General features: G+C 64.6%; 15 protein-coding genes. 7 read left to right on the top strand and 8 right to left on the bottom strand.

Annotation, left to right across the window (positions count from 1 at the left end; genetic code table 11):
* Nucleotides 1–135 precede the first annotated feature (135 nt).
* Complete coding sequence (locus AC0Z2B_RS30285) at nt 136–1,566, bottom strand: MltF family protein (protein ID WP_476301635.1); 1,431 nt, start codon at nt 1,564–1,566, stop codon at nt 136–138.
* 125 nt (nt 1,567–1,691) lie between these two features.
* On the opposite strand from AC0Z2B_RS30285, the gene AC0Z2B_RS30280 reads away from it, so the two are divergent.
* The 3 genes from AC0Z2B_RS30280 to AC0Z2B_RS30270 all read left to right on the top strand — a co-directional run bounded on the left by AC0Z2B_RS30280 (nt 1,692) and on the right by AC0Z2B_RS30270 (nt 4,560).
* Nucleotides 1,692–2,498, top strand: coding sequence for a TatD family hydrolase (locus AC0Z2B_RS30280; protein WP_476301633.1), 807 nt, complete (start codon nt 1,692–1,694; stop codon nt 2,496–2,498).
* 84 nt (nt 2,499–2,582) lie between these two features.
* Nucleotides 2,583–3,836 (top strand): methyl-accepting chemotaxis protein, encoded by a 1,254-nt coding sequence (locus AC0Z2B_RS30275; RefSeq protein ID WP_476301631.1) that lies wholly within the window; start codon nt 2,583–2,585, stop codon nt 3,834–3,836.
* Nucleotides 3,837–4,374: 538 nt separating this feature from the next.
* Nucleotides 4,375–4,560: a hypothetical protein gene (locus AC0Z2B_RS30270; protein ID WP_416423209.1), complete on the top strand. Its 186-nt coding sequence runs from the start codon at nt 4,375–4,377 to the stop codon at nt 4,558–4,560.
* A 12-nt stretch (nt 4,561–4,572) separates the two neighbouring features.
* Here the strand turns inward: AC0Z2B_RS30270 and AC0Z2B_RS30265 are convergent, their stop codons facing one another.
* The 7 genes from AC0Z2B_RS30265 to AC0Z2B_RS30235 form a co-directional block, all read right to left on the bottom strand.
* The gene (locus AC0Z2B_RS30265; protein WP_476301629.1) at nt 4,573–5,370 is read right to left on the bottom strand and encodes an acyl-CoA thioesterase; all 798 of its coding nucleotides are present in this window, start codon (nt 5,368–5,370) and stop codon (nt 4,573–4,575) included.
* A gap of 84 nt (nt 5,371–5,454) precedes the next feature.
* On the bottom strand, nt 5,455–6,219 hold the full coding sequence (locus AC0Z2B_RS30260; protein WP_476301627.1) for a CHAD domain-containing protein: 765 nt from the start codon (nt 6,217–6,219) through the stop codon (nt 5,455–5,457).
* Nucleotides 6,219–8,210, bottom strand: coding sequence for a transglutaminase TgpA family protein (locus AC0Z2B_RS30255; protein ID WP_476301625.1), 1,992 nt, complete (start codon nt 8,208–8,210; stop codon nt 6,219–6,221). Before AC0Z2B_RS30255 ends, AC0Z2B_RS30260 begins: the two co-directional genes overlap by 1 nt.
* A complete protein-coding gene (locus AC0Z2B_RS30250; protein WP_476301624.1) occupies nt 8,207–9,163 on the bottom strand; it encodes a DUF58 domain-containing protein in 957 nt (318 codons plus the stop codon). The genes AC0Z2B_RS30255 and AC0Z2B_RS30250 overlap by 4 nt, the downstream gene beginning before the upstream one ends.
* On the bottom strand, nt 9,160–10,077 hold the full coding sequence (locus AC0Z2B_RS30245) for an AAA family ATPase (protein ID WP_476301637.1): 918 nt from the start codon (nt 10,075–10,077) through the stop codon (nt 9,160–9,162). The genes AC0Z2B_RS30250 and AC0Z2B_RS30245 overlap by 4 nt, the downstream gene beginning before the upstream one ends.
* Before the next feature lie 51 nt (nt 10,078–10,128).
* Nucleotides 10,129–10,407 carry a hypothetical protein gene (locus AC0Z2B_RS30240; RefSeq protein ID WP_416423204.1) on the bottom strand — a complete coding sequence of 93 codons (279 nt, stop codon included), beginning with the start codon at nt 10,405–10,407 and terminating at the stop codon, nt 10,129–10,131.
* 558 nt (nt 10,408–10,965) lie between these two features.
* Nucleotides 10,966–11,256, bottom strand: a complete 291-nt coding sequence (locus AC0Z2B_RS30235; RefSeq protein ID WP_476301622.1) for a DUF3077 domain-containing protein — start codon at nt 11,254–11,256, stop codon at nt 10,966–10,968.
* Between the two features lie 589 nt (nt 11,257–11,845).
* Between AC0Z2B_RS30235 and AC0Z2B_RS30230 the strand changes: the two genes are divergently transcribed.
* From AC0Z2B_RS30230 to AC0Z2B_RS30215, 4 genes are read left to right on the top strand one after another with little or no spacing between them, the layout of a single operon-like run.
* Complete coding sequence (locus tag AC0Z2B_RS30230) at nt 11,846–12,523, top strand: hypothetical protein (protein ID WP_476301620.1); 678 nt, start codon at nt 11,846–11,848, stop codon at nt 12,521–12,523.
* Nucleotides 12,524–12,545: 22 nt separating this feature from the next.
* On the top strand, nt 12,546–13,043 hold the full coding sequence (locus AC0Z2B_RS30225; RefSeq protein ID WP_476301618.1) for a PAAR domain-containing protein: 498 nt from the start codon (nt 12,546–12,548) through the stop codon (nt 13,041–13,043).
* A 5-nt stretch (nt 13,044–13,048) separates the two neighbouring features.
* Nucleotides 13,049–13,786 carry an alpha/beta hydrolase gene (locus tag AC0Z2B_RS30220; RefSeq protein WP_476301615.1) on the top strand — a complete coding sequence of 246 codons (738 nt, stop codon included), beginning with the start codon at nt 13,049–13,051 and terminating at the stop codon, nt 13,784–13,786.
* Entirely contained in the window at nt 13,783–14,295 is a 513-nt protein-coding gene (locus tag AC0Z2B_RS30215; protein ID WP_476301613.1) for a hypothetical protein, read from the top strand. The genes AC0Z2B_RS30220 and AC0Z2B_RS30215 overlap by 4 nt, the downstream gene beginning before the upstream one ends.
* Nucleotides 14,296–14,378 lie beyond the last annotated feature (83 nt).

Here is a 14,378-nt window from a genome sequence, read left to right as displayed (position 1 = left end):
AATTCGTTGCTTTTAAATGCGCGTAGCCGCTGCCGCAGGCTGCGCTGGCCCTCTACCTCACTGAAGATCTCCAGCGTGGGTAAGGGCCAGCGCAGCCTGCGGCAGCGGCTACGGGTTTTTGGGTCAGGCGAAGGGTCAGCGGTTGAAGGCGATGCGCCGGCCTTTCATGGCGCCGGGGTCGAGGCTGTCGCGCTCGCGGTCGTAGGCCAGGTAGTACTTGTTGACGCTGTTGACGTAGCTCACCGCCGGCATGCCGGCCTGTTCCATGGCCACGCGTTCCACCTGGAAGAACCACTGGTTGGGGTTCAGGCCGCGGCGGCGGGCCTCGGCGCGCATGGCCTGCACACGCTCGGGGCCCATGTTGTAGGCGGCCAGCACGAAGGCCATGCGCTCACGCTCGTTGAGTTGACTGCTGGCGAAGAACTTCTTGCGGATCATGGCCAGGTAGCGGGCGGCGGCCTGCACGTTGTTATCCACGTTCTGCACGTTGCCCACGCCCACCCGGCGGGCGGCCGAGGGGGTGATCTGCAACAGCCCGGTGGCGCCGCCCCCGCCCCGCACCGACGGGTCCAGCTGGGATTCCTTGTAGGCCAGGGCCGCCAGGTTCAGCCAGTCCATGTTCTGTTCGCGGGCGTAGCGCTGCAGCACCGGCCGCAGTTTCTCCAGGCGCTGGCGATCACTGGCCGCCAGCGGGTTGTGCACCCGGTACAGGCCCTTATAGGCACGGGTCAGGGTTGCGTCCTGGTCGATCGGCGCCCGGTAGCCCTGCAGGAAACGATCGACGCTGGCATGCAACATGGACGCGTCGTTGCGCACGTACCAGGTGATCTGCCGCGGCGCCCCCAGGTGCACGCCCGGCTCGAGCATCAGCTTGGGCATCACCTTGGCCCAGCGCTGGGCAATGGGCCGTTCGACGATGGTCATCGGCAGGATGCCGGCCTGCACCATCTCCAGCACATCTTCCACGGCCAGGCTGGGGTCGGCCCATTCCACCTTGATCGGCGCCAGCTTGTGCAGCGCCAGCTTCTGATTGATGGCCAGCAGCGCATCGCCGGCCGCACTGCCGGCGGGCAGGGACACGGTCTTGCCGGCCAGTTGCTCCACACGCCCGTAGCGGCGTGCGCCCTTGGCGCCCACCAGCACCAGCGGCACGTCGTTGACCACCGGGGCGCTGGCGCTGACCAGTTGGGTATCGGGCATGTCCACCAGTTCGCCCGGCGCAACCAGGTCACCCTCGCCGCGTTGCAGGGCGCTGATCAGCTGTTCCTTGGGCCGGGGAATGATCTTCAGGTGGATGGCCTGGCCGGTGTTGGCGTGGCCGTTGAGGTACTGCTCGAAGGCGCGCAGGCGGTGCAATTCGACGCCCACGCACTCGCCCTGCACCTCACCGGAGCTGTTGCGGCTCTGGTTCACCAGCACGCGCAGCACGCGGCTCTGGCGGATGTCGGCCAGGTCGCGAACCTTGACCGGGTGCACCACTTCGGGCGGCCCGGCCAGGCGCGCCATCGCTGGCAAGGGCGCCAGCAACGCAAGCAACAGCACGGTCAACAATGAGGGACGGGGCATCGGGTCTCCAGCCTGATATCTCAATCGACCTCAAGAGACCACGATAACGTCTTGAAGTTCTTGGCTTTAATGTTCTTGCACGCGCTCTGTTATGCTGTCGGGCCTGCGGCCTGAGGTAGCACACCATGCAACTCATCGACATCGGCGTCAACCTGACCAACCCAAGCTTCGACGAACAGCACGCGGCAGTGCTGGAGCGCGCCTACGCCGCCGGCGTGGCGCAGCTGGTGCTGACCGGCACTGAAATCGCCGGCAGCGAGCAGGCCCTGGCCCTGTGCGAGCGCCTGGACGACAGCGCCACCCGGCTGTTCAGCACCGCCGGCATCCACCCCCACCACGCCAGCGACTGGACCGCCGACACCGAGCGCCAGCTGCGCGACCTGCTGGCCCAGCCACGGGTGCGCGCGGTGGGCGAATGCGGGCTGGACTTCAACCGCGACTTCTCCCCGCGCCCGCAGCAGGAGAAGGTGCTGGAGCAGCACCTGGCCCTGGCCGTGGAGCTGCAGCGCCCGGTGTTCCTCCACGAACGCGACGCCAGCGTGCGCCTGCTGGACATCCTCAAGGACTTCCGCGACCGCCTGCCCGCCGCCGTGGTGCACTGCTTCACCGGCGAGCAGAAGGCGCTGTTCAGCTACCTGGACCTGGACCTGCACATCGGCATCACCGGCTGGATCTGCGACGAGCGCCGCGGCACCCACCTGCACCCGCTGGTGGGCAACATCCCCCGCGGCCGCCTGATGCTGGAAAGCGATGCACCGTACCTGCTGCCGCGCACCCTGCGGCCCAAGCCGAAGAACGGTCGCAACGAGCCGGCGTACCTGACCGAGGTGCTCAACGAGGTGGCTCGCCATCGCCAGGAAAGCGCCGGCGACCTGGCCGCCCACACCACCGCGTGCGCGCGCGCGTTCTTCGCTTTGCCGACGCTGCCTTGACCCATGTCAACATTTGCGTAATGGTCTTCTGGAACAATGATGGCACCTTGCCTTTAATGCTCCGCGATTTCAGAGAAGACCTCCATGGGTACCTGGCTTAGCAACATCTCGCTCAAATACAAATTCTGGGCCGTGAACGCGGTCGCCTTCATCACGACCCTGTTGCTGGTGCTGTACGCCATCCACCTGGAGCAACAGGGCCGCGTGGCCGACCTGCAGGCGCTGTCGCCCGGCGCCGTGGGCCCGGACTTCGCCCAGGTGTTCGAAGAGCGTTTCGCCCAGTACGCCGGCGCCGTGCTGGTGCTGATGCTGGCCATGCTCGGCGCCTCGCAGCTGCTGATCCGCTTCCTGCTCAGCCAGCTCAACACCCTCAAGGACGTGATTCTGCACGTGGAAAAAACCGGCGACCTGTCCGCCCGGGTGCCGGTGGCCGGCGCCGATGAAGTGGGCCAGATGGCCGTAGCCTTCAACGCCATGCAGGCGGGCTACCAGCGCGTGGTCGGCACCGTGGCGCGCACCGCCGCGCAGCTGGACGAGGGCGCCGCCCGCCTGGCCAGCAGCATGGGCCAGGTGCGCCATGGCATGCTCGGCCAGCAGAGCGAGACCGACCAGGCCGCCACTGCCATCAACGAAATGACCGCCACCGTGCACCACATCGCCCAGCACGCCGGCGCCACGCGCGACCTCTCGCAAAGCGCCGACACCCTGGCCGGCAGCGGCCAGCAGGTGGTGGACCGGGTGCAGGTGTCCATCGCCGGCCTGTCCAGCGGCGTGCAGCAAACCGCCGAGATGATCCAGCGCCTGGCCGAGGACAGCCAGAAGATCAACGGCGTGGTGGGCGTGATCCACAGCATCGCCGAGCAGACCAACCTGCTGGCCCTGAACGCCGCCATCGAAGCCGCCCGCGCCGGCGAGATGGGCCGCGGTTTCGCCGTGGTCGCCGATGAAGTGCGCAGCCTGGCCAAGCGCGTGCAAACCTCCACCGACGAGATCACCACCATGGTCACCGCCCTGCAGGCCGGCACCCGCGACGCCGTGGACTTCATGCAGGAAAGCTCATTCAAGGCCGACGACTGCGTGCAACAGGCCCGCGAAGCTGGACAGGCGCTGGCACAGATCACCGGCGCGGTGGCGCAGATGCGCGAAAGCAACACCCAGATCGCCGTGGCCGCCGAACAGCAGAGCCAAGTGGCCGAAGAAATGAACCGCGCCGTGGTGAGCATCCGCGACGTGACCGAAAACACCGTGCAGCAGACCGTGGATTCGGCCAGCACCAGCACCGACCTGGCCAGCCTGGCGACAGAGCTGAACCGAGCGATCGGCCAACTGAAACTTTAAAGACACCACCTTTCTTTCGCCGAGCGCCAAGGGCTGGCAACGCCTCTCCATCAGACCATGGCACGGTGCAACAAATGTAGCACCGGCCGTTAGGCCGGGTCGCGCCGTGCGGACGGCGCTCGATCTCAAGAGCGCCACACCTCTCCCGACATGCACCCGCGGGCCGTGACGCAATCTCCCGACGACCTCATCGAATTCACCCCGCAAACCCGTAGCCGCTGCCGCCAGGCTGCGCTGGCCCGAACGTTCGCTGAAGATCTTCGGCGTGGCTTGCAGGTGTATGCCTTGAGCCTTGCAGCGCTTGCGAAATCGAGCGCCGCCCGCGCGGCGCATCGCGAGCAAGCTCGGCTCCTACGGTTTGTTGCACCGTGCCATGGCCTGATGGATAGGCGTTGCCAGCCTTGTAGGTTTGGCGAGGCATCGGCGGCGCAGCCAAAGGCGCGTGCTATCACCCCCATAGCCAACCCTCATTCGCTCCCGGCTCTGGCCCGCACTACGCTTACCTCAAGCAGCAACGTAGCGCATCGAGGAGAGCACCATGAGCAAGTACCTGCCCCACTTTCATTGGCACAACAGCGTCGACCACACCGCCGAACTGATCGGCCTGCCGCTGATCGGCCTGGGCGGGCTGCTGGTGGCTTCAGGCGCCGTGGACGGCAGTTTCCCTGCCGTGGCGGTGGGCGTTATCGGGGTGATCGCCGGGCTGGGGCTGCGCAAGGCGTGAAAACAGCTGTCGTCAGCCGAACACCGTCACGGTCTGCCGGCTCATGGCAAGCAACGCCCCCTCAGCCGTCCACAGCATCGCCGAGGTGTGCCCATAGCCATCCTGGGCATGCTCGATGGTCGCGCAGTAACGGCACCAGTCCTGGGTGCCCAGCGGCACCAGCGGCTGGACGAATTCGATGGTCCAGCTCAGGGTGCTGCCCGGCGCCGGCTTGCTCAGGTGCGGTAGCACCGCGGGCGGCCAGGCATCGACCAGGGCCAGCAGGTGGGCGACGCCCACAGGCTCTGCCACCGGCTCGTCGCGCAGGCGCACCCAGCCGCCCATCTGCCGCCCCGGGCTGTTGGTGAACGGCAGCCCGCCAATCCCCCAGCGCAGGTCCAGGTGACGGATGTATTCCGGGGTGACGCCCTGGATATAGGGCAGCGCCGTGCTCTGCGCCAGTGGCTTGAGCGCCACTGCGGGCTCCGCCGCAACGCTGATGGCCGATTCGCGCGGGGCGCCGAAGCTGGCCTGCATCAGGGTCACGGTGCCGCCTTCGGCCACGGCCCGGCCCAGTAGCGTGACCACCGACTTGCCCTCGCGCAGCACCTCCACCTCAAAGCTGATCGGTGCCTGCAACGGCGCCGGCGCCACGAAGGTGATGGCCAGCGAGCGCACCGGCTGGCCCGGGCCGACCTTGGCCTGCAGCGCTTCGAACAGCAACGCCGCCATCAGCCCGCCATAGCCGGCACGGCCCTGGGCCCATTCGGCAGGCAGGGTCACGGCCTGTGGGTGCTGGCGCACGGCGGCCAGCAGTTCGGCAAATTTCATCGGCACCTCGATACGGGACGCAAAGGTTCCATGGTAACCAGCGCGCGCCGGGGCAACAGGCGCCGTTTCGGCCATTTGTCCGGCTTAATGGCCCATGGCGCCAAGCAGCTTGTCCAGCGCCAGGTCGCTGCGCTGCTCGCCCTTGAGCAAGCCCGCCTGCCATTCATGCAGGCACGGCAGCAGGTCGGGCTGCTGCTCCACCTGCAACAGCCACTGCCAGTTGTCATGCCAATCACCCAGCGTGGCCTGGGCCTGCTTCAGGCGCTTGACCAGCCTGGCGTCGGCCTTGTCCAACGCCGGGTACGCCTCGGCGCCGTAACGCGCGCGCTTGATCAGCAGGCGCAGGCGATGGCGGTCGTGGCCGGGGTCTTTCAAGGCATGCTCAAGCTGGCGCCATTGCTTGGCCAGGCGCTTCTGGATGCGCCCGCGCAGGTTGCCGATCAGCTTCTGCCGCTGGGCGGCGCGGGCAAAGCGCGGGAAGCCGTCGAGGATGCGAATCAGGCGCCCCAGCTCGGCACTGGCCGCGACGGCGGGGAACACCCCGCGCATCTGCGCCACGCGCACCTGGGCCAGGTCATGGTGGCCGCGCTTGTGCAGGTGCGCGGCCAGCACTTCGCGGTCGCGGTGCGGGGTGGTCAACTGGCCCACGGCCTTGGCTGCCTCTTCCAGTTGGTCTACCCCCGGCAGGCCACGCAGCGGCCGGATCAGGCTGCGCAAGCGGCGCACCGTGGTGCGCAGGTCGTGCAGCGCCTCCGCGTCGGTCTCGGCCTGCAACCGCGCCTGGCAGGCCAGCAGGCGCACCTCGATACCCAACAGGTGGGCGATGACTTCATCGAGCATTTTCGACATTACAACGACTCCCGAACCGCCGCAGGGTGCAGCCCCTCAAGACTGGCACGCACTGCTTTGAATTGTTGACGCAACACCGCAACGTCCAGCGGTTGGCCACCATACCGCTGGCCGATGAAGGTTTGACTGAAGGCCTCGATGGCCGCCGCCTGGGCGCCCAGCTGGCGCGCGGCGCGGCGGGCGAACGCCTCGGCGCCCTCCCCCGTGGCCCGCACCAGGCCATGACGGGCCAGCAGTGCCTCGAACGCCTGGTAAATCCGCAGCTGGCTATCGGCCGGGCGTTGCCAGGGCTTTAGCAGGACGATAGCCAATATTGCCAGCATCACCAGCAAGCCGGCTGGCAATACCGCGCTGGCCAGCCCCTTGAACCAGCGGTTGAGAAAGTCCAGTTGCTGCGCTGCCTGGTAGCCCAGCACCCAGCGCTGCCAGCCATAGTTGAGATTATCCCAGCCCAGGCGCAGGTCGTTGGCCCAGGCAAATCGTCGCAGGCGCAAGGGCGAGAACGGCGCGTCGCTCATGAACTCCTCATCTGCCGCCAGCGCTTCCTCGGGCCCCGACTCGATCCGCTGCGGCGACACCGCTGCCGTCGGGTCCACGCTGCGCCAGCCCTGCCCGACTTGCCAGTACTCGACCCAGGCATGGGCGTCGTACTGGCGCAGCGTCAGATAATGGCCGCTGGGATTCAGCTCGCCTCCCTGGTACCCCACCACCACGCGCGCCGGGATGCCGGCGGCGCGCAGCACGAAAGTCATGGCCCCGGCGTAGTGGGCGCAGAAGCCACGGCGGCTGTCGAACAGGAAGCTGTCGATGCTGTCGGCGCCCAGGGCCGGGGGCTTGAGGGTGTAGTGATAGTCCTCGTCGCGAAAGCGCTGCAGCATGGCCTGCACCAGTGCGTCGGGCTGGGCGTAGCGAGCCTGCAGTTCATGGGCCCACTGGCGGCTGCGCGGGTCGCCGCCGTTGGGCAGGCGCAGGTCCTGGCGGCGTATGGGCTCGCTCAGTTGCAGGTCACGAACGGTCTGCGGCGAGGAGGTCACCTGGTACAGCAGCGGGCGATCCTGGGGCTGCACGCGCTGCAGGCGGAAGTCGGCCATTTGCCGTACGCCAGGCAGGTCGGTACGGGCCACGTCCAACCCATACAGCCAGCGCCCGCCCAGCGGCTGTTGAATGATGCGGTAGCGCAACTGCGCGCCACTGGGCTGCCAGGGCGCCACCGGCAGCCCGCGCGACAGCTCCGACTGGCTCCAGCGCGCGCCGTCGAAGCGCTCCAGGGTGAAGGCGCGCCAGTACAGCGTGTCACGTGGCGGCATCGGCCCGTCGAAGCTGACCTGCATCACCAGTTGCGGCGAGCGGCCCAGCTCGGCCACGTCGCCTGGGGTCATGCTTTCCGCCAGGCCCGTCTGCGATTTGTTGCTGGGAATGGGCAACGACCACAAGGGTTCCAGGCGCGGAAAGAACACAAAAAACAGCAGCATCAACGGCAACGCCTGGGCCAGGAGGGTCAGTGCCAACCGCAGGGTGGCCAGCGGCCGCGCCACCAGGCGCGCCTGCTGCAGGCCGATCATGGCCGTCAGCAGCGCCGTCACCGGCAACACGCTGTACAGCGCCCACGGCAAGCTGGCGTCGTACAGGTAGGCCACCACCACGCAGAAGAAGCCCAGGTAGATCAACACCCGCGCGTCACGCGAGCTGCGCATCTCCACCACTTTCAGCATGAAGGTGGCAACCAGCAGGCTGGCCGCCGCGTCCAGGCCAATCAGCACGCCGCGGGACAAAAACACCCCGCCAGCAGTGGCCACCACCATGCCCACCTTCAGCAACAAGCCCGGAAAGGCGGCGCGCATGCGGAAAATCTGCACGCGCCACAGGGTGCAGCCTAGCCACAGGCCAATCATCCACGCCGGCACATGCGGCCAGAACGGCACGATCACCAGGCACTGCGCCAGCAGCAGCCACGCCAGGCTGATGCGCGGAATGGCCGGCGCCTGACTCATGGCGCCCGCCCGTACAGCGCCAGCGCCCGCAGGCAGGCTTCGCGGTGGCCGTCACTGCAGTCCACTGGCAGGTACAGGCCGGGCAGACGCAGGGCGAACGGCCGCTGCTCGCGGGACAGCGCCAGCACCCAGTGGCACAGCCGCGACAGGCGCTGTTCGACGTCACCACCCAGGGCCAGGAAATCCAGGCACAGGTCACGGCCGCGCAGGTCGGCAAATTCCTTGACCAGCAACTGCGCGCCACGCGAATAGGCCTTCCAGTGCAACCGCCGCCAGGAGTCCCCGGGCTGGTAGGCCTTGAGCCCCTGATAGTCGTCCACGCCCTGCCCGGCCACGCGCTGGCCTTCGCCTTCGACGTCCTGCAGGTCGCTGGCCATCACCGGGAGCTCGCCCTCCAGCGGCCGTGGGTACACCAACACCCGCTGTCCCAGGTTGCAAAAGCTCCAGGCACGCAGCACGCCCAGGGGGAAGGTGCTTTGCAGGCGAATGCGCGGCGCCGGCAACCAGCCGCGCGCCAGGGTGGGCAGGTTCAATTCCAGCTCCAGGGCGCTGCGCGCAGCGATGTCGACGCTTTGCAGCTCGCTGACCGACCAGCCCACGCCGATAGCCTGGTGTTCGCGATTGACGCTTTCCAGGCGCAGCACGAAGCGTGCGTGCTCGCCGGCAAACACCGCCGGCGTGCCGGCGCCGCTGATGCGCAGCCCGCTGAGGTTGCGAAAGGTGTGCAGGATCGCCACCACGAACACCGAGCCCAGCAGGAACACCAACGCGTAGGCCATGCTGTTCTGGTAATTGATGGCCGCCAGCAGGATCAGCAACAGCACCACGCCGAACGCGGCACCGCTGCGGTCGGGCATGATGTAGATCTGCCGCTGCCCCAGTTGCACCTGCGCCGCCACCGGCGAGCGGCGTGCCTGCCACCGGACCAGGCCCTGGCGCAGGCGCGCGATCACAGCGCCGCCACCTCTTTGAGCAGCCACTGCACCAGCGCGCCGCCCCCTTGGCCGGTAGGGTCGGCACGTTCGCGCAGGCGGTGGCTGACCACCGACGGCAGCACCGCCTGCACGTCCTCGGGAATCACGTAGTCGCGGCCCAGCAGCAAGGCCCAAGCGCGCGCCGCCGCCAGCAGCGCCAGGCTCGCCCGCGGCGACAGGCCCCAGGCGAACTGCGGCTGGGTGCGGGTGGCTTCCACCAGGCGCAGCACGTAGTCCACCAGCGCGTCGCTGACCCGCACCTCGCGGGCCTGCTGCTGCAGCACGGCCAATTCTTCATGGTCGAGCACTGCGGCCATGCGCGGCAGCAGGTCGCGGCGCGACTCGCCCAGCAGCAGGGCCTTCTCCGCCGCCTTGGCCGGGTAGCCCAGGGACAGGCGCATCAGGAAACGGTCCAGCTGCGACTCGGGCAAGGCAAAGGTGCCGCCCTGGCTGGTGGGGTTCTGGGTGGCAATGACGAAGAAGGGTTGCGGCAGCGGCCGGGTGGCGCCCTCGATGGTCACCTGGCCCTCCTCCATGGCCTCCAGCAACGCGCTCTGGCTCTTGGGCGTGGCGCGGTTGATCTCGTCGGCCAGCACCAGCTCGGCGAAAATCGGCCCGGGGTGGAAGACGAACTGACCGCTGTCCTTGTCGAACACCGAGGTGCCGAGGATGTCGCTGGGCAGCAGGTCGGAGGTGAATTGAATGCGCTGGAAGCGCAGGCCCATGACCTTGGCCAGGGTATGGCTGAGGGTGGTCTTGCCCATGCCGGGCAAGTCCTCGATCAGCAGGTGCCCCCCGGCAATCAGGCAGGTCAGGGCCAGGCGCACCTGGTGCTGCTTGCCCAGCAGCACCTCGTTCACGGCTTCCAGGCAGGCGGATAACTGGCTGTGCATCATGCAACCCCTCCGTATCGAACCGGCCAAAGCCTGCGGCTAACGCACCGGTCAGCGCCCCGCGCGCGACTCGCGAATGTAGAACCGCGCCTTCTCGGCCTTCTCGGTGCAGCCGTCAAAGGCCTCGAACTGCTGCTGGGTCTTGGCGCCGGTCAACAGCGACAGCGCCTTGGAATAACTCACGGTGCCGGCGAAACCTTCGGCCTTGGCCAGGTCCAGCTCGTGCCAGGCGGCATCCAGCTGCGTGGCACAGGTGTCGCGGTAGGCGGTCTTGCCGGCACAACCTGTCAGAGCCAAGGCAAACAACGGCACGCAGATCCAGGCTTTCATGGAGTGACACCTCAAAAAAATACGGTATTGGATGCTGGCTCAGACGCTGGGCCAGGGAAAAAGTGCCGTGAAAGTAGCGTAGCAGGGCCTTGGAAGCCAGCGTGGTGTTGAGGGTGGGGGGAGCCACCGTTCTGATGTCGAACGCTAAAGACTGGCAATGCCTATCCATCAGGCCATGGCACGTTGCAACAAATGTAGATGCTGCCGCCAGGCTGCGTCGCGCCGCGCGGGCGGCGCTCGATCTGAAGAGCCATGGAAAAACCAAGGCATGCACCTTTGAGCCAGGATGCGGTTTCACGGCAGGCGCACCGGGGACTCTTCGAAGATTCCGCCACGGCCTCCAGGTGCCCGCCAATGCTGCCTTGCCGCTCTTTAGATCAAGCGCCGCCCGCGCGGCGCATCGCGACCAAGGTCGGCTCCTACATCGGTTGCAACGCGCCATGGCCTGAAAGGTTCGCACCGTAGCCGCTGCCGAAGGCTGCGCTGGCCCTGTGCCCCGCTGAAGATCTCCAGCGCACATGAAGGCCAGCGCAGCCTACCGGCAGCGGCTACGCCAGCCTAGTGCCCGGCGCCGGCGCGGTGTGCGAGCAGGCCTTGAATGGAGGCGTCGACCAGCGCTGCGCTCCGCTCCCCCAGGCGCACAGCCGCCCAGCGCAGGCGGCGGTCGTCGTGGAAGTCGCCCAAGGCCAACTCTTCATTGATGGCCGTGGCGCATTGCATGGCCAGGGCGGCTTGCTCCAGCGCTTCGAGCAAGGGGATACCCGCCTGGATGGCGAACAGGTACTCGCCCTCCTGTTCGGATTTGCCGAAGGGGACGTGTTCGGTGCATGGGGTGTCGTTGTGGTACATGAAACTCTCCAGAAAAGAATGAGAGCTGCCACGAATCGCCGTCAAACGAATTAGGTGGCAGCTGTACGCGGGTTGACGGACCAGATTCTGAAGAACACCCAGCGCGCTCCGGGAGCGCCCCACGCACAGTTGCCATTGCACTTTGCCAAGGGCGAACGCAGTCGCTGGCAAAGTAACGAATGTTACTGCTTTCTTCAGAAGGATGAACAGGCCGTCAAACCCGGCCGCAATGTGTTGCGGCGAGCGAAAGGGTAGGCCTGCCCCCAAACCGGAGCAACCCCTGCATTGGCGGCGTTTGTAGGCCAACGCCTCCCCTGCACACTGCCTTTACCACCCAGACCTTAAGTTCGACCCCTAAATCCAGAATTTTGGGAATTTTCCTAATTATCTAGGTAACTATCCCTACATCACTGGTCCCCCAACGCCGGCATGATTCTTTGCACATCAACCTACGCCACTTCCACGGCAGCCCATTTTCCAATCCATCAGGGGGAAACGCTACTCCCATGAAAATGTATCCTGAACAGTTGAAGCGCCCCTGCCGTTGGTGCATGCTGCGCCGCGCAATTTACATGGACGTTATTTTTTGATGCACCCAACACCAAGCATCGCGCCCTTTCCGCACGACTATAGGTTTGCCCATCCGAGCGGCCTGCGAACCTCGCTGCGTTTGTATGGATTGGTACGTCCCACGGGTTTCAGCGACAATCCAACACTCCAGCCTGTTGATATTTTCTGCACACCCTGCGGCGCCGGCCAAGCCATAAGAGCGTTTGCCTCACGACTGGATGCTGAACTGGTGGCGCGCACGATGCCCAGTAGCGGCTACCACGTTCTGCCACTAGCGCAACTCGATCCCACCGATTTTATTAGCAAGCACAACGGCTGGCTAAACGTGTTCCTTGCTTGCGGATTTGGCGCCGAGCCAAATTCACCCTACCTCGCTGGAAATGATCTGCAGAGCCTGGGCTGGTTCGTACACGCCAACACCGGCCCATGGGTCGCTGGAAGGTGTTTGCACTGGGGCGAAGAGGTGACTCAAACGCTGCTCGATGCCTACCAAAGCGTCGGCATGCCCAACTACAACACCTGGCTAAATCAGTTGGATCACTTTAACCCCGAAGCGATGGGCGACTGCACCTTCACGGCCTGGCAGGCGCTAACAAAGCTCAAGCCAATGCAACAAAAACACCGGGCCCTCTACAACCCCAAGGACGAAACCTGGCGCCTTTCCAACGCACCGGTCGATATTTACCGCCCCCTTTAAACAGCCAAGAAGGACCTTGTACATGAGTGGCAAACCCGCCGCCCGCATCACCGATCCCACCGCCTGCCCTGTCTCTGGCCACGGCACAAATTCGATCGTCACCGGCTCTTCCGATGTCATCTTCGAAGGCCTGGGCGCGGCGCGCCTGAACGACACCTCGGCGTGCGGCAGCCCCATTACCAGTGGCGTCTCCTCTACCGTTTTCATCAACGGCTTCAACGCGGCCACGGTAGGAAGCGTGGGTGCGCATGGCAACACCGTTACGGCGGGCGCCAGCAGCATCATCATTGGCGACACCTTCACCCCGGCGCCCTTCAGCGGGCTGTCGCCGATGCCGGTTTATTTCAGCGACAAGATCAAGCTGGTGGATGAGGTGACAGGGGAGCCGATGGCGAACCATGGGTATGGGATTCAGCGGGCAGATGGGAGTATTGAGCATGGGGTGAGTGATGCGCTGGGGTATACCCATGTGGTGAGTTCACATTTGGCGGAAACGTTAAAAGTATTTTTGGAGCACTGAGAAGCATGGAAGCCGAACGCATTACACTGCCTAATGGGAACACCGCAAGCTTGGCGGCAACTCATACACTCACGGCCGCCAACGACTCGACAATCAAAGTGGTGCCCGTCCCCTCAAAAAAAGTCGTTGTCTTTTTCATCGGTGGCGCAGGAGATAAAAAAAGATTTCTTTTTGACGGCCCCAACTACAACGTCGTCGATGTTAAAAGGGTGCTGGAAAACACCCTACAACCTAGACTTCTGGCTCGCTTCCCCCGATACACGGCAAGCTACCTCGGGTACTACGAAGCGTTTGGGGAAAAAAATATTTCCAGCCTAATCCTCCCCTCCATCCCTAGCAAAAGTACGCCAATCTACATAATCGGCCATAGCCTGGGTGGCTGGAATGGCGCACACCTTTCAAATTATTTGAGCAGCCACGGGTATACAGTTCGACTACTTGTCACTCTGGACCCTGTCGGGGAAAGCTCAATCCTTGAATTCTCTTCCAAAATTTACGGCACCACCCCAACCCCAAAAGCGGAACAGTGGATAAATATCCGAGCCCAAGCCAAAAACGGCAACGCAAGCGACTTTGTAGCCTCACTCGGTGAACGCTGGATCATTTCCTCTGGCCCCACCATAAACATCACGCTGGACATCAACCATGCAGATGCCGCGAGTATGTTCATTAGCCCTATCGCCGAAGGCAAAAGCGCGCGAGACATCACCACGGACGCTATCGCCCAGGATCTACAACAATGAAAAAAAACCTTATCACCTGGATAATTCCTTTACTGTGCGCAGGGTGCGTGCAGGACAACTACAAACAGCCGGCAAACCTGAACTATGCAGGCGTACAACGAAAAAACCCCATGATGTACACCATTTACTACACAGCCGACACTGACATTTTGGGTATCTACAACCTTTCCAAGGGAGAAGAAACCACCCACAAATCCTTCGAGTGCGCCATTAATACGGCATCAGCCTCGGATGAGGGGCCATATAGGCAAACCCTGGTTGGAACGATAGAGCGCGACGACACCTACCAAGACAAACTCCACTTCAAGACCGACGCCCTTTATTACGAAACCCACGACAATGGCACTTCAGAAAGCCTCATCGAGAACGCCAAATTAGTCCCTCTATTAAAAAAAACCAGCGCCCTTGGGTGCACCGTAAAAATAAAGGCCTTGTACTTCAAGCCGTATAAAACCAACACCATGTTCATCCCAACAGACGATCTGCTGCGGGAAATTCAGAGACCTTGAAAACTCGATATACGAGAGTGGGGCCGCGCACTCAAGCACTGCTCTTTGACCCAGAAGCAATCAGCGCCATGCTGATGCCCGCA

The sequence above is a fragment of the Pseudomonas sp. GYB4201 genome (assembly GCF_056312595.1).
This window is presented reverse-complemented; position numbering and strand designations above follow the sequence as displayed.

Bases quoted from the DNA above. Each gene is read 5' to 3' on its own strand.
- AC0Z2B_RS30280 (WP_476301633.1), top strand. From the start codon at position 1,692: ATGCAACTCATCGACATCGGCGTCAACCTGACCAACCCAAGCTTCGAC.
- AC0Z2B_RS30285 (WP_476301635.1), bottom strand. From the start codon at position 1,566: ATGCCCCGTCCCTCATTGTTGACCGTGCTGTTGCTTGCGTTGCTGGCG.
- AC0Z2B_RS30220 (WP_476301615.1), top strand. From the start codon at position 13,049: ATGGAAGCCGAACGCATTACACTGCCTAATGGGAACACCGCAAGCTTG.
- AC0Z2B_RS30215 (WP_476301613.1), top strand. From the start codon at position 13,783: ATGAAAAAAAACCTTATCACCTGGATAATTCCTTTACTGTGCGCAGGG.
- AC0Z2B_RS30260 (WP_476301627.1), bottom strand. From the start codon at position 6,219: ATGTCGAAAATGCTCGATGAAGTCATCGCCCACCTGTTGGGTATCGAG.
- AC0Z2B_RS30235 (WP_476301622.1), bottom strand. From the start codon at position 11,256: ATGTACCACAACGACACCCCATGCACCGAACACGTCCCCTTCGGCAAA.
- AC0Z2B_RS30255 (WP_476301625.1), bottom strand. From the start codon at position 8,210: ATGAGTCAGGCGCCGGCCATTCCGCGCATCAGCCTGGCGTGGCTGCTG.
- AC0Z2B_RS30270 (WP_416423209.1), top strand. From the start codon at position 4,375: ATGAGCAAGTACCTGCCCCACTTTCATTGGCACAACAGCGTCGACCAC.
- AC0Z2B_RS30275 (WP_476301631.1), top strand. From the start codon at position 2,583: ATGGGTACCTGGCTTAGCAACATCTCGCTCAAATACAAATTCTGGGCC.
- AC0Z2B_RS30240 (WP_416423204.1), bottom strand. From the start codon at position 10,407: ATGAAAGCCTGGATCTGCGTGCCGTTGTTTGCCTTGGCTCTGACAGGT.
- AC0Z2B_RS30265 (WP_476301629.1), bottom strand. From the start codon at position 5,370: ATGAAATTTGCCGAACTGCTGGCCGCCGTGCGCCAGCACCCACAGGCC.
- AC0Z2B_RS30225 (WP_476301618.1), top strand. From the start codon at position 12,546: ATGAGTGGCAAACCCGCCGCCCGCATCACCGATCCCACCGCCTGCCCT.
- AC0Z2B_RS30230 (WP_476301620.1), top strand. From the start codon at position 11,846: ATGCACCCAACACCAAGCATCGCGCCCTTTCCGCACGACTATAGGTTT.
- AC0Z2B_RS30245 (WP_476301637.1), bottom strand. From the start codon at position 10,077: ATGCACAGCCAGTTATCCGCCTGCCTGGAAGCCGTGAACGAGGTGCTG.